The organism is Mesorhizobium sp. P170090 (genome assembly GCF_057786115.1).
On the sequence record NZ_JBYNWH010000001.1, the window covers coordinates 425,128 to 449,620 of the forward strand.

General features: G+C 62.7%; 22 protein-coding genes. 3 read left to right on the forward strand and 19 right to left on the reverse strand.

Going from position 1 to position 24,493, the window contains the following annotated elements; translation table 11 throughout:
* Window positions 1-23: 23 nt before the first annotated feature.
* Together AC3EML_RS02170 and AC3EML_RS02175 are read right to left on the reverse strand one after the other, a co-directional pair.
* Entirely contained in the window at window positions 24-665 is a 642-nt protein-coding gene (locus tag AC3EML_RS02170; RefSeq protein WP_488505148.1) for an EAL domain-containing protein, read from the reverse strand.
* Complete coding sequence (locus AC3EML_RS02175) at window positions 547-2,004, reverse strand: GGDEF domain-containing protein (RefSeq protein WP_488505149.1); 1,458 nt, start codon at window positions 2,002-2,004, stop codon at window positions 547-549. The genes AC3EML_RS02170 and AC3EML_RS02175 overlap by 119 nt, the downstream gene beginning before the upstream one ends.
* A gap of 267 nt (window positions 2,005-2,271) precedes the next feature.
* On the opposite strand from AC3EML_RS02175, the gene AC3EML_RS02180 reads away from it, so the two are divergent.
* Entirely contained in the window at window positions 2,272-3,318 is a 1,047-nt protein-coding gene (locus AC3EML_RS02180) for a class I SAM-dependent methyltransferase (protein ID WP_023684116.1), read from the forward strand.
* 276 nt (window positions 3,319-3,594) lie between these two features.
* Here AC3EML_RS02180 and AC3EML_RS02185 read toward each other — a convergent pair whose 3' ends face one another.
* On the reverse strand, window positions 3,595-4,488 hold the full coding sequence (locus tag AC3EML_RS02185) for an SDR family oxidoreductase (RefSeq protein ID WP_352499939.1): 894 nt from the start codon (window positions 4,486-4,488) through the stop codon (window positions 3,595-3,597).
* Between the two features lie 126 nt (window positions 4,489-4,614).
* On the opposite strand from AC3EML_RS02185, the gene AC3EML_RS02190 reads away from it, so the two are divergent.
* The gene (locus AC3EML_RS02190) at window positions 4,615-5,553 is read left to right on the forward strand and encodes an AraC family transcriptional regulator (protein ID WP_023693170.1); all 939 of its coding nucleotides are present in this window, start codon (window positions 4,615-4,617) and stop codon (window positions 5,551-5,553) included.
* Window positions 5,554-6,322: 769 nt separating this feature from the next.
* Here AC3EML_RS02190 and AC3EML_RS02195 read toward each other — a convergent pair.
* The 10 genes from AC3EML_RS02195 to uxaC form a co-directional block, all read right to left on the reverse strand.
* Window positions 6,323-6,475 (reverse strand): hypothetical protein, encoded by a 153-nt coding sequence (locus AC3EML_RS02195; RefSeq protein WP_023684112.1) that lies wholly within the window; start codon window positions 6,473-6,475, stop codon window positions 6,323-6,325.
* Between the two features lie 397 nt (window positions 6,476-6,872).
* Window positions 6,873-8,711, reverse strand: coding sequence for a DNA helicase RecQ (recQ, locus tag AC3EML_RS02200; protein WP_352520880.1), 1,839 nt, complete (start codon window positions 8,709-8,711; stop codon window positions 6,873-6,875).
* 264 nt (window positions 8,712-8,975) lie between these two features.
* A complete protein-coding gene (locus AC3EML_RS02205; RefSeq protein ID WP_023684110.1) occupies window positions 8,976-9,314 on the reverse strand; it encodes a cupin domain-containing protein in 339 nt (112 codons plus the stop codon).
* A gap of 10 nt (window positions 9,315-9,324) precedes the next feature.
* Window positions 9,325-10,092, reverse strand: a complete 768-nt coding sequence (kduD, locus tag AC3EML_RS02210) for a 2-dehydro-3-deoxy-D-gluconate 5-dehydrogenase KduD (RefSeq protein WP_352520817.1) — start codon at window positions 10,090-10,092, stop codon at window positions 9,325-9,327.
* Window positions 10,089-10,946 carry a 5-dehydro-4-deoxy-D-glucuronate isomerase gene (gene kduI, locus AC3EML_RS02215; protein ID WP_352520816.1) on the reverse strand — a complete coding sequence of 286 codons (858 nt, stop codon included), beginning with the start codon at window positions 10,944-10,946 and terminating at the stop codon, window positions 10,089-10,091. The genes kduD and kduI overlap by 4 nt, the downstream gene beginning before the upstream one ends.
* A gap of 23 nt (window positions 10,947-10,969) precedes the next feature.
* Window positions 10,970-11,746, reverse strand: coding sequence for a FadR/GntR family transcriptional regulator (locus AC3EML_RS02220; RefSeq protein WP_023700229.1), 777 nt, complete (start codon window positions 11,744-11,746; stop codon window positions 10,970-10,972).
* Between the two features lie 23 nt (window positions 11,747-11,769).
* Window positions 11,770-13,050 carry a TRAP transporter large permease gene (locus AC3EML_RS02225; protein ID WP_023684106.1) on the reverse strand — a complete coding sequence of 427 codons (1,281 nt, stop codon included), beginning with the start codon at window positions 13,048-13,050 and terminating at the stop codon, window positions 11,770-11,772.
* Entirely contained in the window at window positions 13,051-13,614 is a 564-nt protein-coding gene (locus tag AC3EML_RS02230) for a TRAP transporter small permease (RefSeq protein WP_023668678.1), read from the reverse strand.
* A gap of 70 nt (window positions 13,615-13,684) precedes the next feature.
* Complete coding sequence (locus tag AC3EML_RS02235) at window positions 13,685-14,662, reverse strand: TRAP transporter substrate-binding protein (protein ID WP_023684104.1); 978 nt, start codon at window positions 14,660-14,662, stop codon at window positions 13,685-13,687.
* 38 nt (window positions 14,663-14,700) lie between these two features.
* Window positions 14,701-16,110 (reverse strand): glucuronate isomerase, encoded by a 1,410-nt coding sequence (gene uxaC / locus AC3EML_RS02240; protein ID WP_023698223.1) that lies wholly within the window; start codon window positions 16,108-16,110, stop codon window positions 14,701-14,703.
* Window positions 16,111-16,299: 189 nt separating this feature from the next.
* Between uxaC and AC3EML_RS02245 the strand changes: the two genes are divergently transcribed.
* Window positions 16,300-17,808: a mannitol dehydrogenase family protein gene (locus tag AC3EML_RS02245; RefSeq protein ID WP_023688888.1), complete on the forward strand. Its 1,509-nt coding sequence runs from the start codon at window positions 16,300-16,302 to the stop codon at window positions 17,806-17,808.
* A 28-nt stretch (window positions 17,809-17,836) separates the two neighbouring features.
* Here AC3EML_RS02245 and lepB read toward each other — a convergent pair whose 3' ends face one another.
* The 6 genes from lepB to AC3EML_RS02275 all read right to left on the reverse strand — a co-directional run bounded on the left by lepB (window position 17,837) and on the right by AC3EML_RS02275 (window position 24,276).
* Window positions 17,837-18,583 (reverse strand): signal peptidase I, encoded by a 747-nt coding sequence (lepB, locus tag AC3EML_RS02250; protein ID WP_032892998.1) that lies wholly within the window; start codon window positions 18,581-18,583, stop codon window positions 17,837-17,839.
* A gap of 525 nt (window positions 18,584-19,108) precedes the next feature.
* The gene (locus AC3EML_RS02255) at window positions 19,109-19,516 is read right to left on the reverse strand and encodes a F0F1 ATP synthase subunit epsilon (RefSeq protein ID WP_023668674.1); all 408 of its coding nucleotides are present in this window, start codon (window positions 19,514-19,516) and stop codon (window positions 19,109-19,111) included.
* 109 nt (window positions 19,517-19,625) lie between these two features.
* A complete protein-coding gene (gene atpD, locus AC3EML_RS02260; RefSeq protein ID WP_023668673.1) occupies window positions 19,626-21,197 on the reverse strand; it encodes a F0F1 ATP synthase subunit beta in 1,572 nt (523 codons plus the stop codon).
* Window positions 21,198-21,267: 70 nt separating this feature from the next.
* On the reverse strand, window positions 21,268-22,152 hold the full coding sequence (locus AC3EML_RS02265) for a F0F1 ATP synthase subunit gamma (protein ID WP_023668672.1): 885 nt from the start codon (window positions 22,150-22,152) through the stop codon (window positions 21,268-21,270).
* A gap of 34 nt (window positions 22,153-22,186) precedes the next feature.
* A complete protein-coding gene (gene atpA, locus AC3EML_RS02270; protein WP_023684101.1) occupies window positions 22,187-23,716 on the reverse strand; it encodes a F0F1 ATP synthase subunit alpha in 1,530 nt (509 codons plus the stop codon).
* Window positions 23,716-24,276 (reverse strand): F0F1 ATP synthase subunit delta, encoded by a 561-nt coding sequence (locus tag AC3EML_RS02275; RefSeq protein ID WP_023688887.1) that lies wholly within the window; start codon window positions 24,274-24,276, stop codon window positions 23,716-23,718. Before AC3EML_RS02275 ends, atpA begins: the two co-directional genes overlap by 1 nt.
* Between the last annotated feature and the right edge of the window lie 217 nt (window positions 24,277-24,493).

Sequence of the window (24,493 nt, forward strand, 5' to 3'; positions counted from 1 at the left end):
AAGCTTCAGCGTAGAGGCTGCCGCTAGGCAACAAGGCCTTGCCTTATTTGGTTAACCTCTTCGATCGGGACTGGATGCCCGGTGAGGAAGCCCTGCATCAAATTTACCCCCAGGCGCTGCAGCAATATGTACTGCTCCTCCGTTTCGACGCCCTCGGCGAGCACGACATGGCCGAGATTGCGAAGCAGCCCGACCATGTCCCGCAACAGGCTCAAGCCGCGAGAGGTCTGGCAATCGTGGAGGAAGCTGCGATCGATCTTGACCACGTCGAATTTGAAGCGGCGGAGCCATGTCAGGCCGGCAAATCCCGTTCCGAAGTCGTCCAGCCAGATCTGAACGCCGAGTTTTCGCAACCGCTCCACGTTTCTTACCGCTTGCGCCTCCAGAAAGATGTCACTGCCTTCGGTGATTTCGATGGCCAGTTTCTGGGGCGCAAGGCCGTGCCTGCCAAGGATCTCGGTGATCCGGAGTGAAAAGTTGGGAGCCTTGAGCTGAAGAACGGAGACGTTCACCGTCACGACCGAGCCCAATCCGTATTCCGCCATGTCACCGCAGGCTCGATCGATCAGCCACGTACCCAGTTCCACGATCGCTCCGGTCTGCTCGGCAACGGGTATGAATACGGACGGACTGATCATGGTGCCGTCGAAGTCGCATACCCGCATCAGAACTCTCGTGGCCCAGCACGCGTCCCGACGCCAGCTCGCGAATTGGCTGGTAAGCGACAGAAACGAGCTGGTTGGAAACTGCCACCTTCAGCAGTTCTGAAAGATTTTCGCCGGAGCGATCCTGGCTGGTGGCATGCGGGTCGTAAATCGTGAACGTAGCCCGACCGGCAAACTTGGACGCGTAGAGCGCGCGGTCAGCTTCCTGCAGCAGGATTCTAAGCTCTATGCTCTGATCGGCGCGCGTCAACGACGCCCCGGCACTGATCGTTACGATGTTGAGCTTGTCGCCCCGATCAGGGTGGTAGATATCCAAATCCTCTACAGCGCGACAGAATTTCTTCGTTATCTCATGAAGGTGAGCCCGCCCGGTGACCTTGCAGAGAATGACGAATTCTTCTCCGCCATAGCGGGCCGCGATGGCGTTGTTGGCAGCCGCCATCTCGGAGAGGACATGGGCGAGTTTGATCAGGCAATCGTCGCCGGCCTGATGACCAAGTCCGTCATTGAACCTTTTGAAGTAGTCGACGTCGATCAGAATGAGCCCTATCTCGTCGTCGTCCGCGGCCCAGTCTTCGCGCAGCTCCGAGAATTCTCGAATGATCGCCCTGCGGTTCTTCATTCCCGTGAGCGGATCGGTGTCGGCGATTTCGGTTAGCTTCTGCCCCTTCTTGATAGCAGCCTGCTCCTGGAACTGCGCCCGAAGCGCGTGCAGGAAGGTCTGGTACCGCTCCAGGCTCAGCCGCCACGAAAGATAAAGCGACAAGACGAGGCAGTTCACGAAATAGGCCGACAGCACGATGCGGCCGGCGATGTCGGCCTGAAGGGAGAACATCGCGGCGTACACAAAGCTTGCGGCGACCGTCGCGGAGGCAAGGGCTGAAAGCCAAAAACGGAAGTTGAAGAACAGATTCGCACCCAGGATGAACACTGTGCCAAAAACCATGAAATGGGAGAGGGCATCCTGATGCTCTGTTCCAACAGCGGAGACGAGCCACCCAAGGGCACCGGAGACAATCGCCAGCGCTGCTACAAGGTGCAAGGTGGCAAGGGCAAAGCCCCGTCGGGCGACAAATTCGACAAGCGCCAGGGAAGTGACCCCTAGCGTAACGCGCGTCAAAACAAGCCGGCCGGCGACATCCGGAAAGAGAAACCAATCGAAAAGGCCATAGGCCACATAGCTGAATACAGCAGCCGCAATACCCCATCGCACAAGACTGCGATTCTCATCGGCATCCTTCTGCAGGAACAGTGTCAGGAGTTCCGGATCGGCGGAATGCCACCGCGGACGTCCAATCGCTGCCGCCACCTTCTGGGCAACGTCCTCGCTCAGTTGCATCGCAACGCTCCTCCGGGATCTGCAGTAGCGAATGCAACAGCCGACGTCGCCTGCGGTCGGGGAATGAAGACGTCCCTGTCCGCAAGAAAAGTCAGATGTCGCTAACCGAGGGTAAACGGGCGGTTCGGATTTAGCCAGTTTGCAGGATTGATGGCCATTCCGTTGATTCAAATTTTACTAAAATTTTATTAAAATTGTTAGCATTGGTTGGCGGCGCACCTATGCTGCTGGCCGGGGACCGGGGCGGTAAACCGGAGAGTAAACGGCATGCCTATCAAGCCAAAACTGCAGCTCGACCAATACAGCCTGGTCACCACCAGGCTGATGAAGAAACATGTTGCGACCTCCGAAGAGGCGGCTGACTCCGACGAGTTGAGGGACAGCACGGCCCAGCTCGCCCTGATACTGGACCTTGCTCATCAAGCCTTTGCGCGAAACAAACCGGCCGCCCCCGTCGTCCATCGTTTGGCGGGGCGACTCCACAAGCTCCGCCGGCAGGTTGCTACCGCGGTTTGGCAGAAACTCGTTCCTTTGGCTCAGCAGCATCGGGTCGCGGAATATTTGCTCCAGGACCCGTTCACGCGGTGGTCGGTCGAAAAACCGCGCGGGTATTCGGGCGATGCAGGCCTGCTGGATATTTACTACAAGCATCCGATCGCCGACGAGATCGTGGCCTCGTCGACCTTACTTGGTCGGCAAATCTATGCGTACACCAGTGAAGCTGCCAGTTCGGTGGCGGGGCGCGAGCGGCGGGATATTCTGGCCAGGACCGTGGACGAGACGGCCAGCAGTGTGGAAAAGGCTGAGGTGCTGGCGATTGCCTGCGGCCACCTCAGGGAAGCCGAACGCTCCGACGCGTTGGCCAGGCATAAACTGCAGCGTTGGATCGGCCTGGATCAGGACCCCGTCAGCGTAGCCACGGTGAACCACGACTTTGCCGGCACGGCAGTCGAGGCAGTCCAGGGTTCCGTACGCGGCATCCTGCGCCGCGCCTACGCCCTTGGCACATTCGATCTAGTCTACGCATCGGGGCTTTACGATTACCTGCCGCGTGCCATCGGCGTCCGCCTGCTTCAAAGAGCCATGGAACTCGTCAAGCCCGGTGGCGAATTCCTGTTTGCCAATTTCAGCGACGAGATAACGACGGATGGTTACATGGAGACTTTCATGGATTGGCCGCTCATCCTACGTTCGGCCGACGATATGTGGGACATCATCAATGCCGCCCTCGGCGGGAGTCCTTTCGACGCGAAAGTCTACTATGGCTCGAACCGGAATATCGTTTACGGCAAGGTGAGGAAGGGCGATCTCTAACTAGGCGCGGGAATCGCGCGCGCATCCCCGTAACAAGGTAGGTCTGCCATGACGAGGCCATGCCTTCGCCGGCTTTCCGGCGACGGGCGAGCAGGTCGTCCGGGCTGCGGGCGGCCTACGCCGTGTTCGTTCTGCTTGCCGCCATACAGATGTGGCGGCGGTTCCAGCAGCACGACGGTGCTGCCCGCTCGGCGGGCTGCGTCTGGCCGTGTTGCTGGCACTGCCGCTGATCGCCAGGCTGTCGGTCGTGCAATGCAACGCGACTGGCCGGCCTGATCAGGCCTCGAAATAGCGGGCACGATCGAGATCGGCGATGAGCCCCGGCCCGGTCGGCTGCCATCCCAGCGCAGTGCGGGTCTGCTCACTTGACGCCGACAAGTCCCCGCCGATGAAATGCCCGAGAAAGCCGAAATGCGCAGCCGCGTCCTCGGGGCCTATGGAAACGACCGGCAGGCCGAGCCGGCGGCCGATGATCTCGGCGATCTCTTTGCTCGCCACGCCCTGTTCGGCAACCGCATGATAGCTGACGCCGCCCGCCCCCTTCTCCACCGCCAGCCTGTACAGGGTGGCGGCGTCGAACCGGTGCACCGCCGCCCAGCGATTTGCGCCGTCGCCAACATAGGCCGAGACGCCCTTTTCACGCGCAATGGCAATCAGCATCGGCACGAAACCGTGATCGCCCTCGCCATGGACCGTCGGCGCCAGCCGCACCGTCGATGCGCGCACCCCGCGCGCTGCGAACGCCACGGCCGTTGCCTCCGAAGCGCGCGGCATGGAGGCCGACGGCGGCGCGGGTTTGTCGTCTTCGGTTGCCGGCCTTCCCTGCGCAAAACCGGCGAGGCCGGAGGTGACAAGCAGCGGCCGCTCGGAACCCTCGAGCGCCGCGCCGAGCGTTTCGATGGCGCGCTGGTCAACTGCGCAACTGGCGGCGAATCTCGAAAAGTCGTGGTTGAAGGCCGTGTGGATGACGCCATCCGATTGGGCAGCGCCGCTGCGCAGGCTGTCGAAATCCTCGATATCGCCGCGATGCACCTCGGCACCCGCTGCCACGATCGACTTCGCACCTGCTCCCGACCGTGCGAGGCCAAGCACCTGATGGCCCGCCCCGAGCAATTCCCGCACAACCGCCGAACCGACAAAACCGGTGGCGCCCGTAACGAACACACGCATGATCATTTCTCCTTGGTTTTTGTCGAACGCCGTAAAGGCAGCCCGTTGCGAAGGAGATAGAAGTTTGAGATCATACGATCTATACTGTAAAATCCGAGATATCTTCGCAATCGTCCGAGAACGCTCATGGATCCGCTGTCAGACGTGCTGTCGCTACTGAAGCCGCGCAATTACCTGTCGGCTGGGCTGGAAACCGGTGGCGACTGGGCGATCCAGTTTCCTGACCAGCAGGCCGCCATCAAATGCGGCGCCGTGGTGTCCGGCCGATGCTGGCTGTCGGTCGAGGGCGTCCCTGACGCGGTGCGGCTGGACGTGGGCGACTGCTTCCTGTTGCCGCGCGGCCGGCCTTTCCGCCTTGCCAGCGATCTCGGCCTGCCGACGGTCGATGCGCGAACGATCTTTTCACCGGCGCGGACCGGCGGCATCACCGTCCATAATGGCGGCGGCGATTTCCTCCTGGTCAGCAGTCGCTTCACGCTGTCCGGCGACCATGCCGGCATCCTCTTGCGGATGCTGCCGCCCATCGTCCACATCCGCGGCGAGAGCGACCATTCGGCGCTTCGCTGGCCGGTGGAGCGGATGATGCAGGAATTGCGCCAGCGGCGTCCCGGCGGCTTTCTCATCGTCGAGCACCTCGCCCACATGATCCTGATCGAGGCCTTGCGCCTGCATATGACCGCGCAAGGCAATGTCGGCTGGCTGTTCGCACTTACCGACAGGCAGATCGGCGCGGCGATCGGCGCCATGCACGAGGACCCGGCGCATGGCTGGACATTGCAGCAACTGGCGGAGCGCGCGGGCATGTCGCGATCGACTTTTGCGCTCAGATTCAAGCAGACGGTCGGGGCCTCACCCCTGGATTATCTGACGCGCTGGCGCATGATGCTGGCCGGCGACAGGCTGATGCATTCCGGCGATCCGGTTTCCGTCATCGCGCTGGCGCTCGGCTACGAATCCGAAAGCGCCTTCAGCACGGCATTCAAGCGCGTCATGGGCTGTTCGCCGCGGCAGTACAGCCGCCGGGAGCCGGACCTGACTGCGCAGGCCGAACGCGAAGCCGCCTGAGGCGGCGATCCGATCGCCTTGATCACCTTGCCCTTAAAGGCTGAAGCGCGAACGAAACTCGGTGAACGACATCGCCAGATGGTTCTCGTCCACATGGCCGGTGATTCCGTCCACACTGCGCGAGTCGAGTTGTAGCGGGCGAGCCAGAGCGGACAATTGCCGAAGCCGCTCGGATTTTCCAGCGCGCTTCGACCGCTGCGGCCCTTCTGCTCAGATCGATCCCTTGCTTGCTCCATGGCATGCGCTTGACAATCGACTGATTCGCAACCCTTCGGGAATATAAGTATTTCAGTTAACTTAGGGATAATCGGCAGCAGGAACTAGATTTCAGACGCTCAATTGGCACGAGCAAAATCGCGTTTTTCATGCTTTCAGAATGACTTGCTCGCGTGCTGGCGGTTAACCGGCACCAACTTCTCCGATTTCCTTGCCTCTACGGCTGGGTAGCGCAATAGGGTTAATTGCGCGATTGCTAATATGCCTATATCTTAGGCGGCGCGGGGGGCCTCATATCTTCCCGCAGTGGCCGGTGCGGTGAAGCCCCACAAGCATGCCCAACCTGCACCGGCCATTCCCTATGGCTGGGTATGGTGTTCCCGCTCGGCAATCTTTTCCAAGAGCTTCCGTGAAGCCTCTAGGACGCGTCGCGTTTCGGCGATGGTCGATTGCAGGGAGTCCAGTTGGCTCTCCGCTCGGAGCTGGCTACGGCGGGCGCTTTCAGTGAACTGGTGGTCAGGTTCCCACCGGTCTTTCATCGGGCTTAGCCTCTCTACAGACGAACGAACTTGTCGAGAAGCAGGCGTATCCGCTGGCCCTCAGCATAGGACAGCGCAAACGGTTCAATCACGAATGATCGGGTAATTTCCTGGTCTTCCTTGGCCACAGGAACGGACCATTCGCCGCCGGCTTCGACCACTTCCACGCAAGGCAATGCTTTGCGGATTGGACCCACGTTTCCACCACAGCCTCTATACGAAAAGCAATGGTAACCTCGAGTTTTATACTCCCGTCGAAAGCGGGTTTTCAACAACAAAGATGGTCTGAATCATACCATTCGGCTCAGCGGATCGCGGCTGCCGACGTAGCGTCTCCAAGGCCGAGAAAACCGCCACCCGCGCGCAACAGCGGGTTTCCATAATCACGGCTACATCCGAGAATCGACCGCTTAGATTCAGGAATGTGTGGTTTGTCGTCACGGTTCCATACAATTTGGAAGGCCATTCCCCTACGGCAGGGTAGCGCCAAAATGAAAGGATAAGCGGGCGGGCAAGTTGAAGGCGTACTGATGCCGGATCGGGCTTTGGTCCAGCAACACCCTTTCAGCCTGGCGTCTCGGAAAGGTGCGCGGCAATGGCGCTGACAAAAATCGCGCCGAACTCCTTGAGCTTGGCGGCGCCGACGCCATTCACCCCGGCGAAATCGTCGAGGTCTTGCGGACGACGCTCGGCCATGTCGATCAGTGTACGATCCGAAAACACCACATAGGCCGGCACCTGGCGTTCCTTGGCCAGACGCAGCCGCAGCGTCTTGAGCGCCGCGAGCAGCGACGCATCTACATTTTCGCTCTGGGGGCTCTGCCCGGCGCGAGCCGCGCGGCGCGCGGCGCGCGTGCGCATCTCGACCCGATACTGGAACGGCACCTCGCCCCGGCCGAGTGCGTGGCCCTTGTCCGCGATGGCCAACCCGCCATGGCCGGCCGGGTCCGGCATCAGGAAACCGTTCGCGACCAGCTGGCGAATCATAGATTGCCAAAAATCCTTCTTGTGCGCGGTGCCATTGCCGAAGGCTGCCAGCCTGTGATGCCCCCTTGCCGCGATCTTTTCAGTCTCGTGGCCGATGAGGATGTCGATGACATGGCCGGCGCCGAAGCGCTCGCCGCTCTGCGCCACCGCCGCCAGGATGAGGCGCGCCTCGGCGGTGCCGTCGGCGCGCGGCGCCTGTTCCAGGCAATTGTCGCAATTGCCGCAAGGGACCGCCTCTTCACCGAAATAACCGAGCAGCACCTGGCGGCGGCACTCGGCCGTCTCGCAATAGCCGATCAGCGTATCGAGCCGGCCATGCGAGCGGCGCTTGTGTTCGACAGCGGCGTCCTCGTCGTCGATGAACATGCGGCGCATGCGGATGTCGCCAAGGCCGTAAAGCATATGCGCCTCCGCCGCCCGGCCGTCGCGACCGGCGCGGCCGATTTCCTGGTAATAGGCTTCGAGGCTGCCCGGCAGGTCGGTGTGGAAGACATAGGCGACATCAGGCTTGTCGATCCCCATGCCGAAGGCGATGGTCGCCACCATGACGACGCCCGACAGCGTCATGAAGGCGTTCTGGTTGGCATCACGCGCCTCCTTGCTCATCCCGGCGTGATAGGCGAGCGCGGTCACGCCGTTCTTTTCGAGGAATGCCGCCATCTCTTCGGTCTTCTTGCGCGACAGGCAGTAGACGATGCCGCTGCGCCCCTGATGGCGCTCGATGAAATTGAGCAACTGCCGCTTGCTGTCCTGCTTGGGCTCGATGGCAAGCTTGATGTTGGGCCGGTCGAAGCCAAGCACCTGCGTTTCGACACGCCCGCCAAACAGCCGTCTCTCGATGTCTGCCCGCGTCGTCTCGTCCGCCGTCGCCGTCACCGCAATGATCGGTACGTCGGGAAAGATGCCACGCAGCTGCGACAGGTCTTCATATTCGCGCCGGAACGCCGGCCCCCACTGCGAAATGCAATGCGCCTCGTCGATGGCGATCAGGCTGACATCGAGCCTGGCAAGCGCATCCAGCATCCGCTCGGTCATCAGCCGTTCCGGCGCGAGGTAGAGCAGCCGCGTCTGGCCCGACGCGACGCGGCGCCATGCCGCGACATTGGCATCACGGTCGATCGAGGAATTGATCGTATCGGCGGCGACGCCGGCGAGGCGCAGTGCCGCGACCTGATCCTGCATCAGCGCCACTAGCGGCGAAACGACAATGGTCAGCCCACCCTTGACCAGCGCCGGAACCTGGTAGCACAGCGATTTGCCGGCACCCGTTGGCATGACGGCCAGCACATGGCGGCCGCCAAGCAGCGCCTCCATCACCGCGGCCTGTCCGGGACGGAAATCGTCGAAGCCGAACACGTCCTTGAGGACGCGCCGTTTGGGATCGTGCGTTGGCACGCTTGTCGTCGATATCTGCATCACTGATGTTTTTGCGATCGGCCGCCCGAAGCAGCGGCGTGGACAGAACGACTAGCGCAGCCACTGCGTGACCACAACAAGCAGCAGCAACACCCCACCGGCGATCGACCTGATTGGCATCGTTAAACCTATCTTCACCATGTTGCGGCACCGTCCAACCCTGCGGCGATGTTTCGAGTACCGCTGCGCCACGAGCGCACAGGCAACAGCCCGCGCCTCCCCAGGAGGCGCGGGTTTCCTGTTTCTGGAATTGCCGAAAAAGGTTCAGGCCAGGAAATCGGCGCGGTGCGGGGTAAAGCTGTCGACCAGGCGCCCGGCCTCCAGCGCCTTGACGCCGTGCACCAGATTGGACGGCACGATGAAGCTGCCGCCGGTCTCGATGGTCGCGGTGCGGCCGTCGATGGTCACCTCGAAGCGACCTTCGGCGACATAGCTGGCCTGGACATGCGGGTGCGAATGCAGTGCGCCGACGCCGCCCTTGTCGAAGCCGAACTCGACCATCATCAGCTCATCGGTGGAGACGAGAACGCGGCGTCTGTTGCCGTCCGGCGTCGGCGTCCAGGCGCTCTCGCCGGGCTGTGCGAAAATCTTGGCTTCAATCATGACCATCTCCTCATCGCGCCAGCCAGCCGCCGTCCACGGGAACCACCGCGCCATGCATATAGTCGGACGCTGGCGCCAGCAGGAACACGGCGGCATCGCCTATGTCTTCCGGCCCGCCCCAACGTCCCGCCGGAATGCGCGCCAGGATGGCAGCACTGCGGTCGGGATCGGCGCGCAACCCCTCGGTGTTGTTGGTTTCGATATAGCCGGGCGCAATCGCGTTGACGTTGATGCCTTTTGCCGCCCATTCGCAGGCCAGCAGCCGGGTTATGCCGAGCGCGCCATGTTTCGACGCGGTATAGGACGCGACGCGGATGCCGCCCTGGAAACTCAGCACCGAGGCGATGTTGACGATCTTGCCGCGCCGCCTCGGGTCGGTCAGCACGCGCCTGGCAAAACCCTGGCTGAGAAAGAACAGCGTCTTCAGATTGACGTCGATGACGTCGTCCCAGTCGGCCTCGGAGAAATCGACCGCATCGGCGCGGCGGATGATGCCGGCATTGTTGACCAGCCCGTCGATCGGGCCGGTCTTCTCCCACACCTGGTCGAGCATGGCCTTGGCGGCAACATGATCGGCGAGATCGCACCGCACAGTCTCGAACTGGCCGCCGGCTTCCGCGACTTGTCTTTCCGTGTCGTCCATCGCCGAGCGACCGACACCTATGACGGTGCCGCCGGCGCGCGCGATCGAGACCGCGATGCCCTGGCCGATGCCGGTGTTTGCGCCGGTGACCAGGACGCGCTTGCCGGCCAGGCTGAAGGAGGAATGGCCGCTCAACGCAGTTCGCCCAGCGGCACCGGGTCGACATCGGTGTAGTCGACATTGTCGCCGGCCATCGCCCAGATGAAGGAATAATTCGAGGTGCCTGCCCCTGAATGGATCGACCAGCCCGGCGACAGCACTGCCTCCTCATTGGCCATGACGATGTGGCGGGTTTCGTCCGGCTCGCCCATGAAATGGAAGACGCGCGCCGTCTCCGGCAGGTCGAAATAGAGATAGGCCTCCATGCGCCGGTCATGCACATGGCAAGGCATGGTGTTCCACACCGAGCCCGGCGCCAGTTGGGTCATACCGACCACCAGTTGGCAGGTCTTGACGCCATCGGCATGGATGAACTGGAAGATGGAGCGTTCGTTGCAGGTTTCCTTGCTGCCGAGATCGAGGCGCTTGGCATCGCCAATGCGGATCAGCCGGTTGGGATGGGTGTGATGCGCAGGCGCGCTGAGCAGATAAAATTTGGCCAGTGCGCCCTCATCGGCCGATGCGAACGAAACGTCGGTGCTGCCCATGCCGAGATAGAGCATGTCGCGCGCCTGCAACTGGTGGGTCTCGCCATTTGCCGTCACCGAGCCGGCGCCGCCGATATTGACGATGATCAGTTCGCGGCGGTCGAGAAAATTCTTGGTGCCCGTCGGCTTGATCGCTTCCAGCGGCAGCGGCGCTGCCGCCGGCACGGCGCCGCCGACGATCATGCGGTCATAATGGGTGTAGGTCAGGCTGATGCGTCCCTGCTGGAACAGGTCGTCAATATGGAAATTGTGACGCAGTTCGTCGGTGCCCATGGAAGCAGCGGCGACCGGGTCGATGGCGAAACGCGAGGTGAAATCGGTATGCGGGTGACTTTGAGTCATTGCTGCTCCAGCTGAATGAATGGCTATTTGGTTGCCGACGCCTTGACCGAGTCGGCGTAGTAGACCTGGCGGGCGTGCAGCCGCTCGCGGTAGCGCTCTTGGCTGGCGGTGAGATGAGCGCGCATCGCCTCGCGCGCGGCTTCGGCGTCGCCTGAGGTGATCGCATTCAGGATCACCAGATGCTCGCGCTGCAGCCCGCGCTGATAGCTGTCGGATTGCACAAGTTCCGTCGACCAGGGCGAGGTCACGTCGCAGGGAATGGCGCGGCGGCCGAGCACATCGAGCATCTCGACATAGAACGGGTTGTTGGTGGCGCTGGCGATTGCCCGGTGGAAGGCGAGATCGGCCGGACCGGTCGGCTCGCTGTTGAGAAGCAGCCGTTCGAATTCGAAGAACGCTTCCTGGATCGCTGCTTCCTGCGCGGCGTTGCGGCGAATGGCGGCGAGCCCGGCCGATTCGATTTCGACGGCCAGGCGCACTTCGAGCACATTGAGCGCGATGGAATCCTTGCTGCCCATGTCGGCGGCGAGCGCGCCGAACATCGTTGAGATGTGCTCGGTGACGAACACGCCTGCGCCCTGGCGCGCCTCGACCAGCCCGTCGGCGGCGAGCTTGGCCAGCGCTTCGCGGATGACGGTGCGGCTGACGCCGAAGGTCTCGGTCAGCTGGCCCTCGGTCGGCAATTTGTGGCCGGGCAGGATCTCGCCCGCCTGCAACTGCTTGCGGATCGCCGCAACGACGGTCTCCGACAGTTTGGGTTTTCTCTCGACCCTGAGATCAACAGCGCTATCCGATGCCATATCGCACCCCTGTTTGAAGACGCCTATTTGAACACGCTCGGCAACCAGAGCGAAATCGCCGGAATATAGGTCACCAGCCCCAGAACCACGATGCCCGCGCCATAGAACGGCCAGATCGAGCGCATCGCTTCCCAGACCGTAATCTTGCCGACGGCACAGGCGACGAACTGCACCGTGCCGACCGGTGGCGTGTTGAGGCCAATGCCGAGATTGAGGATGGTGATGACGCCGAAATGCACGGGGTCGACGCCGTAATGGGTGACCAGCGGCAGGAAGATCGGCGTGCAGATGATGATCATCGGCCCCATGTCCATGAAGGTGCCGAGCAGCAGCATCAAGACGTTGAGCAGAAGCAGCACCACCAGCGGATCGGTGGAGATGGCGTTCATGCCTGCGATCAGCAACACCGGCACTTTGAGATAGGCCATCAGCCAGCTGAACGAGGCCGCCGTGCCGATGATCAGCAGCACCATTGAGGTCGTGCGCACCGCGCCCTTTGTGGCATGGACGAAATCGCCCCAGGCCATCGACCGGTAGACGAAGACGGTGACCAGCAAAGCGTAGATGATGGCGATGCAGGAGCTTTCCGTCGCCGTGAAAATGCCCGAGCGAACGCCGCCGAAGATGATCCCGATGAGCAGAAGTCCGGGGATGGCGATGACCGCCAGCTGGCCGACACGCGAGAAGCCGGGAAAAGCCTCGACCGGGTAGCCGCGGCTGCGGGCGACGAAATAGGCGGTGACCATCAGCGAAGCGGCGAACAGCAGACCAGGCAGGATACCGGCGGTGAACAGGTCGGCGATCGAAATCTTGCCGCCGCCGGCGATCGAATAGATGATCATGTTCTGCGACGGCGGCAGAAGCAGCGCGATCAGCGCCGCCATCGAGGTGACGTTGACGGCATAGTCGGCTCCGTAGCCGCGCGCTTTCATCTGCGGGATCATCAGCCCGCCGACGGCAGCGGCTTCCGCCACAGCCGAGCCGGAAATGCCGCCGAACAACGTCGCGGCGATGATGTTGACCTGACCGAGCCCACCGCGGACATGACCGACCAGCGAGCCGGCAAAGGAAACGATGCGCTGCGCGATGCCGCCGCGCACCATCAGGTCGCCGGCAAAGATGAAGAACGGGATCGCCATCAGCGAGAACGCCGACATGCCCGACTTCAATTGCTGGAACACCACCAGGGGCGGCAGGCCGAGATAAAGCACGGTGGCGAAGGACGCCGCACCCAGGCAAAAGGCGATCGGCGTGCCGGCAAACATCAAAAGCGTGAAGACGCCAAACAGGATCCAGAGTTCCATCTAGGCCTCCTGCACGGCCGGCATTTCCGGCACTTCTTCGAGATTGATATCCTTGTCGATGTCGGCGCCGGACCAGCGCAGCGCGATGCGTTCGGCCGAGAACAGGCAGATCAGAAAGCCGCCGGCAACCAGCGGCAGATAGTCGAAACCGCCGGGAAGTTCGAGCGCCGGGATGACAGTGTGCCAGGTCAGCCCGACCAGCTTGCAGCCGTACCAGACCATGCCGAAGCCGAAGCCGAACGCGATCAGGTCGGACAGGGTGCGCAGCGCCCATTTGCTGCCCTTGGGCAGGATATAGAGCAGCACGTCGAAGCCCATATGGTAATTCTCGCGCACGCCGACGGCAGCGCCCAGGAAGATGAACCAGTTCATCAGCATGATGGCGGTGACTTCGGTCCAGCTCGGTGACGCGTTGAGCACGAAGCGGGAAAACACCTGGTAGGCAACAAGCGCGGTCATGGCGACCATCCCGATGCCCGCGAGATAGAGCGCACCGTCGCAAATCTTCGAAAGCACCGCGCTGAAGCGCGGTGGCGCTCCGCTCCTGGCCGTTCCCGCAGTCATCCGATCCTCCCGGTCTTTCCGTCCCCTAAAAGCGATTGGCGGGGCGGCGCCATGCCGCCCCGCCAGAAAATCACTTGGTCGCCTGGATGCGCGTCGCGAGGTCCTTGAGCTCCGGCGTCTTCAGATACTTGTCGTAGACCGGCTTCATCGCATCGATCAGCGGCTGCTTGTCGATCTCGCTGACCTTGACGCCGGCCTTCTCGACGATCTCTCGCGACTTCTTCTCCTGCGCGTCCCACAATTCGCGCATCTTGACGACGCTATCCTTGGCCGCCTGCTTGACGATCGCCTGGTCTTCCGGCGTCAGTCTGTCCCAGCTCGATTTCGACATCACCAGCACTTCCGGCACGATCTGGTGCTGGTCGACGGTATAGTGCTTGGCGACTTCGTAGTGCTTGGCGGATTCGAAGCTGGGCCAGTTGTTCTCGGCGCCGTCGATGACGCCGGTTTCGAGCGCCGAATAGACCTCGCCATAGGCCATCGGCGTGGCGTTTGCGCCAAGCGCGTTGACCATGTCGACGAACACGTCGGACTGGATGACGCGGAACTTCATGCCTTTCAGATCGGCGATCGAGGTGATGTCCTTCTTGGTGTTGTAGAAGGAACGGGCGCCGGAATCGTAGAAGGCAAGGCCGACCAGATCATGCGTCTCGAAGGCCTTGAGGATCTCGTCGCCGATCGGCCCGTCCATGACATGGCGCATGTGCTCGACCGAACGGAACATGTAGGGCAGCGACGGCACCGCGGTTTCCGGCACGATGCCGTTGAACGGACCCATCGAGACGCGGTTCAGATCGATGACACCGGTCTGCGTCTGCTCGATCGTGTCTTTTTCCTCGCCGAGCTGCGCCGAATGATAGACCTCGACCGAATAGCGGCCGGCGGTGCGCTCCTTGATGAGCTCGCCGAGATATTTGACCGCCTCGACGGTCGGATACCCGTCCGGATGGGTGTCGGCCGAGCGCAGTACGGTCTGGGCGCCGGCAACGCCGATCATCAGCGAGCCGAAGGCGAATGTGGCTGCCATCAGTTTTGAAAAATGCAACATGACTGTCTTCCTCCCTTTTAAAATTCCACGCGCCCGGCTCACAGCCGGTACGCCTTCTTGGCAAGCGTGTAGGCAAGCTCCCGCGCCAGCTCATGCGCCTCGTCCTCACGCAGCCGGTGCTCGGCGACGAGACGGGCGAGAAAGGCGCAGTCAACCCGGCGCGCCACATCGTGACGGGCGGGAATCGACGGAAAGGCACGGGTGTCATCGTTGAAGCCGACGGTGTTGTAGAAGCCGGCGGTCTCGGTGGTCATCTCGCGGAACCGACGCATGCCTTCCGGACTGTCGTGGAACCACCAGGCCGGCCCGAGCTTCAACGCCGGATAGACGCCGGCCAGCGGCGCCAGTTCGCGCGCGTAGCTGGTCTCGTCGAGCGTGAACAGAATGATGGAGAGGTCGCGCTCCAGCCCGACGCAGTCGAGCAAGGGTTTGAGCGCCGCGGCATAGTCGGTGCGGGTCGGAATATCGAAGCCTTTGTCGCGGCCGAATTTTTGGAAAACACCAGGCGAGTGGTTGCGCCAGGAGCCGGGATGGATCTGCATGACCAGCCCGTCGTCGCGGCTCATCTTGGCCATTTCGGTCAGCATCTGGGCGCGAAACAGCTTGCGCTCGCGCTCGTCGTCCGAGCCGCGGCGGATGCGGTTGAACAGCTCTTCCGCCGCCGCATCGGAAAGATTGGCGGTCTCGGCCGTCGGATGGCCGTGGTCCGACGAGGTTGCGCCGAAGCTTTTGAAGAAGGCGCGGCGCTGGCGATGCGCGTCGAGATAGCCGGCCCATGTGCCGGTGTCGCAGCCGGCGATCTCGCCCAGACGATCGAGATTGGCCGAAAATCCTTCGAAGTCGGGATCGACGACGGCATCCGGCCTGTAGGCAGTGATGACGCGGCCCTGCCAGCCGCTGTCGCGGATCGTCTTGTGCCATTGGAGATCGTCGAGTGCGCCCTCGGTCGTCGCGATGACCTCGATGTTGAAGCGCTCGAACAGCGCGCGTGGGCGATAATCGTCGCGCTGCAAAAGCGCCGCGATGGTGTCGTAATGGCGGCTAGCGGTGCTGGCGTTGAGCGGCTCTTCGATGCCGAACAGATGCTCGAGCACATGGTCGAGCCACAACCGCGTCGGCGTGCCGCGGAAGAGGTAATAGTGCTCGGCGAAGCGCCGCCAGATCGCCCTGGGATCGGTCTCGACCGGCGAGCCGTCGAGGGTCGGGACGCCGAGATCTTCCAGCCGCACGCCCTGGCTGAACAGCATACGGAAAATGTAGTGGTCGGGCACCACCAGCAATTGCGCGGGATCGGGGAATGGCTCGTTGAGCGCATACCAACGCGGATCGGTGTGGCCGTGCGGGCTGATGATCGGCAGGTCCTTGATGCCGGCATGGAGATCGCGCGCGATCGACAGCGCGCGCCCTTCGGCGGCAAAAAGCAGATCCGGATCGGTCAGTCCCGCCACGTCGTTCCTCCCAGGGGCGATATCGGTAGGATTGGAAAGAAATAATGTCAACATACAAAAACTGGATTGTTGTATGATGACTTTTAACCGGCGTCAGGTCATTGTGCGGCGGAAGAGCGGATGTTACGCCGCTAGCAGATCCCGCCCCGCACACCATCCAGCGACAAGCCGCGCCCAACAAGCCAAGCCATGACCAGCAGACGCCTTTCCAACGCAACAGTGCAATCCTTGCCGGCCTCGGTCGCGGTCCCCCCCTATGATCGCGCCAGTGTCGCCCCAGGCATCGTCCATCTCGGCGTTGGAGCCTTCCACCGTGCCCATCAGGCCGCCTATGTCGATGACTGCCTAGCGGCCGGCGAGACCGGCTGGGGCATTGTCGGCGTCTCGCTGCGCAGCCCCGACACGCGCGATGCGCTGACGCCACAGGACGGGCTCTACACGCTGGCGGTGCGCGGCAGCGATGGCGAAGCGCTGCACATTATCGGCTCGATCCAGTCGATGCTGGTCGCGCCGGAAGACCCCGGCGCGGTGCTGGCCGCGCTGACCGACCCGCGCACCCGCATCGTCACCCTGACCATCACCGAAAAGGCCTATCTCAGGGCCGCCGACGGCAGCCTCGACGAAAACCATCCCGATATCGTCCACGATCTGGGCAATCCCGGATCTCCCAGGACAGCGCATGGATTCCTGGCGGAAGCGCTGGTGCGACGCCGGGCCGCCGGCACGCCGCCCTTCACCGTGCTTTGCTGCGACAACCTGCCGGCCAATGGCGCCACGCTGCACCGGCTGCTGGTCGGGTTTGCAAAACTGCGCGATGCCGGCGCTGCTGCTTCAGGCGACGCTGCCCTCGCCGGTCATATAGCCGATGACGTTGCATTCCCATCGAGCATGGTCGACCGCATCGTGCCGGCAACCACCGATGCCGACCGGGCGCGCATCGCGGTCGAACTCGGCCTCGAGGACGCCTGGCCGGTGATGACCGAACCGTTCCGGCAATGGGTGATCGAAAACAGGTTTCCAGCCGGCCGCCCGGCCTGGGAGAAATTCGGCGTCACCATGGTCGAGGATGTCCGGCCGTTCGAGGACATGAAGCTTCGGCTGCTCAACGGCGCCCATTCGGGCATCGCCTATATCGGCCTGCTCAGCGGCCACGTCACCGTCGACCGCGCCTTCGCGGATCCCGCGATCCGCGCGTTCGTCGACCGGCTCTGGGCCGAGGCCATCCCGACATTGCCTGGGGATGCCGGGCTCGACACGTCAGCCTATACGGCCGAACTTGCCGAACGTTTCTCCAACACCGCGCTGGCCCACCGCACCGCGCAGATCGCCAATGACGGCAGCCAGAAATTGCCGCAGCGCATTGTCGCTACCGCCATCGAGTGCATCCAGGCCGGCCTGGTCCCGGAGCATCTGACGCTGGTGATCGCCGCCTGGATCGCCGCCTGCGAGGCGCGCGGCAAGGACCTGCCGGAAGCCCACTTTACCGATCCGCTCGACGCGGCGCTGGCGGCGCTCGACGAACGACGGATGCTGGAACGAGTAGCGGCGGTGTTCGACTGGGCCGGCTTCGCCAGCGGCAAGCCCGAGCGGCAGACGCTGATCGAACTGGTCGCCGCTCATCGCGAGCATATCCTGCAAGGCGGGATCGTGCTTGCGCTCTCAGCGCTCGGCATACCGGAGCCGACAAACGTAGGCTGAAGCTGGTCCGGAACCGCCCATTTCAAGCCTATTGTCCCGCCGGAGCGTCCAGCCTCTGCCGCGACGAATACTCCGTGCCTTGCGAATTCCAGAACAGTCGCACTGCCTTGCCGACCAGGTTTTCGGCAGGAACGAAGCCGACACTGAGCCGGCTATCGGAGGAATTATCCCTGTTGTCGCCAAGCACGAAATAGTGGCCTTCGGGCACGTCGAACACCCGCGTGTTGTCGGTTATTGAATTGTCCGTAAGACTGATGACGGAATAGGAAACGCCGTTGGGGAGGGTTTCACGTTGCAGTCTGGCGCTTTGGGGAGAGTCCTCGGAGCTGTACGGACCAACATCCTCGAGTTTGACCGCCACACCATTGATGCGAAGGATTCCGTCGACCATCTGGATTTTGTCGCCCGGCAGTCCAACGACCCGCTTGACGTAGTCGATGCTCGGATCCGCTGGAAATTTGAACACCACAATATCTCCGCGCTTCGGCTCGGCGGCAAAGATCCGGCCTTCGAAGGGCAGCAGCCCAAGAGGAACACTGTAGCGGCTGTAACCATAGGCAAACTTCGAGACGAAGAAATAGTCGCCGAGTTCCAGCGTTGGTGTCATGCTGCCTGCCGGGGTCGAAAACGGCTGGAAGAGGAATGTGCGGATCGCTAACGCGGCTCCGTAGGAGGTCAGCACGGCCAACAGCAGCACCGAAAGGCCGTGTGAATACCACCGGTTCGGTCTGTATCGTGACGCGAAAGGCACGACGAGCGCTACCCACAGGACCATGAGACCTAAACTGGAGAGATCCACCAGCCAGGCGAGATCGACCCCCGGCAGAACCGGGAATCCCACATATGTCAGCGCAATGCTTATGGCGCTGATCACCACCAGGCTGGCAACCGCCGGCCGGCCGGCGCCGATCCAAAGGAACCCGCCGAACGGACCGCCAAAGGCCGCGATCAGCGCCGTCGTCCACCGGGATCGCGAGGCCGCTTCCGGTTGCGTTGTCTGTTCCGTCATCGGCCACCCCAAATCGATAGACAGCCGGACTGTCGAACAACCAGAAAGCAGGGGCAAGCCCCGATCCGACTGTACCGCCGCAGCCAAATCGCGGTTCCGCCGGCGCCATCGCCTAATACAAGCTCATCTCGCCCTGACTGGCAGCCGGCATGCCGCCACCCGATCTGATCATGCTGGCTGCCCGCCCTGAAATCCCGCCAAGGCCCTGCGCCTATGCGAGACGATCCAGGATGGCGGCCGCAACAAAAAAGCCGGGCTGAGCCCGGCCTTTTCTTCAAGTCATTCTGCGGCTTACGCCGGCAGCAGCGCGCCTTCGAGCGTGGTAAGCTGGCTAAGGAACTGCTCCGCCTTGCTGCGGCTCTGGTCGTCCTTGGCGTCGGCGGCGTCTTCCTTGGCTTCCTGGATGCGGCGGGCGAGATCGGCGCGGTCGATATCGCCGACGGCGACCGCCGATTCGGCGAGCAGCGTGCAGCCGGCAGGGACGATGTCGGCAAAGCCGCCGAACACCACATAGCGCTCTTCCTTGCCGCCGGCGGTCTTCAGCGTGACGACGCCCGGCTTGATCGTGGTCATGACTGGCGCATGGTGCGCCATGACTGTCATTTCACCTTCGGCGCCTGGAATGACGACGGACTCGACCTGCTCGGAAACCAGGAGGCGCTCCGGCGAGACCAGTTCGAACTTGAAAGCTTCAGCCATGTCAATTTAGTGAGTAGGGAATAGTGAGTAGGGAGTAGGGAGAGGACAGCTGTCCTGATCACCCGGCCGCTATTCACTACTGACTACTGACTACTCCCTATTGCCTTGATTACGCTGCTTCAGCCGCCAGGCGCTGAGCCTTCTCGACCGCTTCGTCGATGCCGCCGACCATGTAGAAGGCGGCTTCCGGCAGGTGATCGTAGTCGCCGTTGCAGAGGCCCTTGAAGCCCTTGATTGTGTCGGCGAGGTCGACCAGCTTGCCCGGCGCACCCGTAAACACTTCGGCGACGAAGAACGGCTGCGACAGGAAGCGCTCGATCTTGCGGGCGCGGGCCACCGTCTGCTTGTCCTCTTCCGACAGCTCATCCATGCCAAGGATGGCGATAATGTCCTGCAGCGACTTGTAGCGCTGGAGGATCGACTGCACCTGGCGGGCGACGGCATAGTGCTCCTCGCCGACGACCAGCGGATCGAGCATGCGCGAGGTCGAGTCGAGCGGATCGACGGCGGGGTAGATGCCCTTTTCCGAGATCGCGCGGTTGAGCACGGTCGTCGCGTCCAGGTGGGCGAACGAGGTCGCAGGCGCCGGGTCGGTCAAATCGTCGGCCGGCACGTAGATCGCCTGCACCGAAGTGATCGAACCCTTGGTCGTTGTGGTGATGCGTTCCTGCAGCGCACCCATGTCGGTGGCCAGCGTTGGCTGGTAACCCACGGCCGAAGGAATACGGCCGAGCAGCGCCGACACTTCAGAACCGGCCTGCGTGAAGCGGAAGATGTTGTCGACGAAGAACAGCACGTCCTGGCCCTGGTCGCGGAAATATTCGGCGACCGTCAGGCCGGTCAGGCCGACGCGGGCACGCGCGCCCGGCGGCTCGTTCATCTGGCCATAGACCAGTGCCGCCTTGGAGCCTTCGCCGCCGCCCTTCTTGTTGACGCCGGACTCGATGAACTCGTGATAAAGATCGTTGCCCTCGCGGGTGCGCTCGCCGACGCCGGCGAAGACCGAGAAGCCGCCATGCGCCTTGGCGACGTTGTTGATCAGCTCCTGGATCAGAACCGTCTTGCCGACGCCGGCGCCGCCGAACAGGCCGATCTTGCCTCCGCGGGCGTAGGGCGCCAGAAGGTCGAGCACCTTGATGCCGGTGATCAGGATCTGCGCTTCCGTCGACTGTTCGACATAGGTAGGCGCCGGCTGGTGGATGGCGCGCATCTCGATGCCGTCGACCGGGCCTTCTTCGTCGACCGGTTCGCCGATGACGTTGATGATGCGGCCGAGCATGCCCGGGCCGACCGGAACGGTGATCGGCGCGCCGGTGTCATAGACGTCCTGGCCGCGAACCAGGCCTTCGGTGGAATCCATGGCGATGCAGCGCACGGTGTTTTCGCCCAGATGCTGGGCAACTTCGAGCACCAGGCGGTTGCCGACATTGGAGGTTTCGATGGCGTTCAAAATGGCCGGCAGATGATCGCCGAACTGCACGTCGACGACGGCGCCGATGACCTGGCGAACCTTGCCGATGGCGCCGGTCTTCTTGACGGCAACGCTCGTCGTCTTCGCTGCCGGGGCCGCGGCCTTGGCGGGCGCGGCCGCCTTCTTGGCCGGAGCGGCCTTCGCCGCTGCTGCCGGAGCCTTTGCGGCCGCTTTGGGGGCCGTCTTCGCGGGGGTCGCTGCTTTCGCCATCGTCTTTACCCTTCTCGTCCTTTGTTTCTCACGCTCCATCAGAAGGTCGATGACCTCCTGGCGGTCGCGCCTAGAGCGCTTCGGCGCCCGAAATGATTTCGATCAGTTCCTTGGTGATCTGCGCCTGCCGCTGGCGGTTATAGGTGATCGACAGTTTGTTGATCATGTCGCCGGCATTGCGCGTTGCATTGTCCATGGCGCTCATTTTGGCGCCCATCTCGCCGGCTGCGTTTTCGAGCAGCGCGCGGAAGACCTGGACCGAGATGTTGCGCGGAATGAGGTCGGTGAGGATCTCGCCCGGCTCCGGCTCGTATTCGTAGACGGCATTGCCACCGGCGGTCGCTTCGGCGGGAGCCGAAGCCACGCCGGCAGGAATGATCTGCTGCGCGGTCGGAATCTGGCTGATCACCGACTTGAACTGCGAATAAAACAGCGTGCAGATATCGAAGCCGCCTTCGCCGAACAGATGGATGATCTTACGGGCGATCGCATCGGCATTGACGAAGCCGAGCTTCTTGACATCGCGTAGGTCGACGCGGTCGATAATCAGCGAGGCATAGTCTCGGCGCAGAATGTCGAAACCCTTCTTGCCGACGCAGATGATCTTGACCTGCTTGCCGTCGGCCAGAAGCCGGCGGATATGGTCGCGGGCCAGACGTGCGATCTGCGAGTTGAAGCCGCCGCACAGGCCGCGCTCGGCCGTGCAGACGACGAGCAGATGCACATCGTCCTTGCCGGTGCCGGTCATCAGCGCCGGGGCATCGCCGCCGCCGCCGATCGCCTGCGTGATATTGGCCAGCACCGCACCCATCCGCTCGGAATAGGGACGCGCCGCCTCCGCTGCTTCCTGCGCGCGACGCAGCTTCGCCGCGGCGACCATCTGCATCGCCTTGGTGATCTTCTGCGTCGCCTTGACCGAGGCGATACGGTTACGAAGGTCTTTTAATGAAGGCATGCTTCAAACCTGATCCCGAGCGTCCGGCTTCTTCTCAAGCGAAGGTCTTGGCGAAGGCGTCGATCTCGGCCTTCAGCTTGGCGCGCAGATCGTCCGACAGCGCCTTTTCCTTGCGGATGCCGTCCAGCACGTCCTTGCCGGCCGAGCGCATATGGCTGAGCAGGCCGTGCTCGAACTTGCCGACCTGGTTCAGCGCCAGCTTGTCGAGATAGCCGTTGACGCCGGCGAAGATCACCGTGACCTGCTCCTCGACCTTGAGCGGCGAGAACTGCGGCTGCTTCAACAGTTCGGTCAGGCGCGAGCCGCGGTTGAGCAGGCGCTGCGTGGCGGCGTCGAGATCGGAGCCGAACTGCGCGAACGCAGCCATTTCGCGGTACTGCGCGAGCTCGCCCTTGATCGAGCCGGCGACCTGCTTCATCGCCTTGATTTGCGCCGACGAACCGACGCGCGACACCGACAGGCCGACGTTGACCGCCGGACGGATGCCCTGGAAGAACAGGTTGGTTTCGAGGAAGATCTGGCCGTCGGTGATCGAGATCACGTTGGTCGGGATGTAGGCCGACACGTCGTTGGCCTGCGTCTCGATGATCGGCAGCGCGGTCAGCGAACCGCCGCCCAGATCGTCGTTGAGCTTGGCGGCGCGCTCGAGCAGGCGCGAATGCAGGTAGAACACGTCGCCCGGATAGGCTTCGCGACCCGGCGGGCGGCGCAGCAAGAGCGACATCTGGCGATAGGCGACGGCCTGCTTCGACAGATCGTCATAGCTGATCAGCGCATGCATGCCGTTGTCGCGGAAATATTCGCCCATGGTGGCGCCGGTGAACGGCGCCAGGAACTGCATCGGCGCCGGATCGGAAGCTGTGGCGGCGACGATGATCGAATATTCAAGGGCGCCGCGCTCTTCGAGAACCTTCACGAACTGCGCGACCGTCGAGCGCTTCTGCCCGATGGCGACGTAGACGCAGTAGAGCTTTTCCTTTTCTGGCCCGTTGTCGTGCACGGCCTTCTGGTTGAGCATCGTGTCGAGGATGATCGCGGTCTTGCCGGTCTGGCGATCGCCGATGACCAGCTCGCGCTGGCCGCGGCCAACGGGGATCAGCGCATCGATGGCCTTGAGGCCGGTCGACATCGGCTCGTTGACCGACTTGCGCGGGATGATGCCTGGCGCCTTGACGTCGACGCGCTTGCGTTCGGTCGCCTTGATCGGGCCCTTGCCGTCGATCGGATTCCCGAGCGCGTCGACGACGCGGCCGAGCAGGCCCATGCCGACAGGCGTATCGACGATGGCGCCGGTGCGTTTGACGATGTCGCCTTCCTTGATGTCGCGGTCGGCGCCGAAGATGACGACGCCGACATTGTCGGCTTCGAGGTTGAGCGCCATGCCGCGGATGCCGCCGGGGAATTCGACCATTTCGCCGGCCTGGACATTGTCGAGGCCGTAGACGCGAGCGATACCGTCACCGACGGACAGCACCTGGCCGACTTCGGAGACCTCGGCCTCCTTGCCGAAATTCTTGATCTGGTCTTTGAGAATTGCGGAAATTTCCGCGGCGCGGATGTCCATCAGCCGACCTCTTTCAGTGCAAGCTTGAGCGAATTGAGTTTGGTTTTGAGCGACGTATCGATCTGGCGCGAGCCCATCTTGACCACCAGCCCGCCGAGCAGCGACGGATCGACGGTAACAGTGATGGCCACGTCCTTGCCGGCGACGCCTTTCAGCGCGGCCTTGAGTTCGGTCTGCTGGGCAGCCGTCAGTTCATGCGCCGAAGTGACCTCGGCTGATGTCTCACCGCGCTGTTCGGCGGCGATCTTGCGAAAAGCCTTGATCATGCCGGGCACCGCGAAGAGCCGGCGGTTGCGGGCGACGACGCGCAGGAAATTGCCGGTCAGGCCGGTGATGCCGGCCTTGTCGGCGATCGACGCGATTGCCTTGGCCTGGTCCTCGCTGGAGAACACCGGGCTGTTGATGAGGCGCGTCAGGTCGGCGCTGTCATCCAGCATCCTGGCGAAACTGTCGAGGTCGGCCTCGACCTTGGCCACCGAATTCGACTGCCGCGCAAGTTCGAACAGCGAACCCGCGTAGCGTTCTGCGACACCCGAGATTGGCGATGACGATTGAGCCACGGACCGTCTTTTCTCTTGTCTGAGGGGCCGCAGATTGTTGGCGCGAGCAAAAACTCTGGCTAAATCTTTGACCTTACTAAGTTTTTCCAAGCACGGAGGCGCGGCTTCCGCTATCCCCGGCCGAAAGTCGATTGCCGTCTAGCACAGGCATTTTAAGACCGCAATGCGTCGTCCCGCATGCTTTTCGGGCACTATTGTCGCATCCGGCCGCAGAGTT

What these genes read in the sequence shown, in the direction of transcription:
- AC3EML_RS02170 (WP_488505148.1), bottom strand. Translation starts at nt 665, where the DNA reads ATGCGGGTATGCGACTTCGACGGCACCATGATCAGTCCGTCCGTATTC.
- AC3EML_RS02175 (WP_488505149.1), bottom strand. Translation starts at nt 2,004, where the DNA reads ATGCAACTGAGCGAGGACGTTGCCCAGAAGGTGGCGGCAGCGATTGGA.
- AC3EML_RS02180 (WP_023684116.1), top strand. Translation starts at nt 2,272, where the DNA reads ATGCCTATCAAGCCAAAACTGCAGCTCGACCAATACAGCCTGGTCACC.
- AC3EML_RS02185 (WP_352499939.1), bottom strand. Translation starts at nt 4,488, where the DNA reads ATGCGTGTGTTCGTTACGGGCGCCACCGGTTTTGTCGGTTCGGCGGTT.
- AC3EML_RS02190 (WP_023693170.1), top strand. Translation starts at nt 4,615, where the DNA reads ATGGATCCGCTGTCAGACGTGCTGTCGCTACTGAAGCCGCGCAATTAC.
- recQ (WP_352520880.1), bottom strand. Translation starts at nt 8,711, where the DNA reads ATGCAGATATCGACGACAAGCGTGCCAACGCACGATCCCAAACGGCGC.
- AC3EML_RS02205 (WP_023684110.1), bottom strand. Translation starts at nt 9,314, where the DNA reads ATGATTGAAGCCAAGATTTTCGCACAGCCCGGCGAGAGCGCCTGGACG.
- kduI (WP_352520816.1), bottom strand. Translation starts at nt 10,946, where the DNA reads ATGACTCAAAGTCACCCGCATACCGATTTCACCTCGCGTTTCGCCATC.
- AC3EML_RS02220 (WP_023700229.1), bottom strand. Translation starts at nt 11,746, where the DNA reads ATGGCATCGGATAGCGCTGTTGATCTCAGGGTCGAGAGAAAACCCAAA.
- AC3EML_RS02225 (WP_023684106.1), bottom strand. Translation starts at nt 13,050, where the DNA reads ATGGAACTCTGGATCCTGTTTGGCGTCTTCACGCTTTTGATGTTTGCC.
- AC3EML_RS02230 (WP_023668678.1), bottom strand. Translation starts at nt 13,614, where the DNA reads ATGACTGCGGGAACGGCCAGGAGCGGAGCGCCACCGCGCTTCAGCGCG.
- AC3EML_RS02235 (WP_023684104.1), bottom strand. Translation starts at nt 14,662, where the DNA reads ATGTTGCATTTTTCAAAACTGATGGCAGCCACATTCGCCTTCGGCTCG.
- AC3EML_RS02245 (WP_023688888.1), top strand. Translation starts at nt 16,300, where the DNA reads ATGACCAGCAGACGCCTTTCCAACGCAACAGTGCAATCCTTGCCGGCC.
- lepB (WP_032892998.1), bottom strand. Translation starts at nt 18,583, where the DNA reads ATGGTCCTGTGGGTAGCGCTCGTCGTGCCTTTCGCGTCACGATACAGA.
- AC3EML_RS02255 (WP_023668674.1), bottom strand. Translation starts at nt 19,516, where the DNA reads ATGGCTGAAGCTTTCAAGTTCGAACTGGTCTCGCCGGAGCGCCTCCTG.
- atpD (WP_023668673.1), bottom strand. Translation starts at nt 21,197, where the DNA reads ATGGCGAAAGCAGCGACCCCCGCGAAGACGGCCCCCAAAGCGGCCGCA.
- AC3EML_RS02265 (WP_023668672.1), bottom strand. Translation starts at nt 22,152, where the DNA reads ATGCCTTCATTAAAAGACCTTCGTAACCGTATCGCCTCGGTCAAGGCG.
- atpA (WP_023684101.1), bottom strand. Translation starts at nt 23,716, where the DNA reads ATGGACATCCGCGCCGCGGAAATTTCCGCAATTCTCAAAGACCAGATC.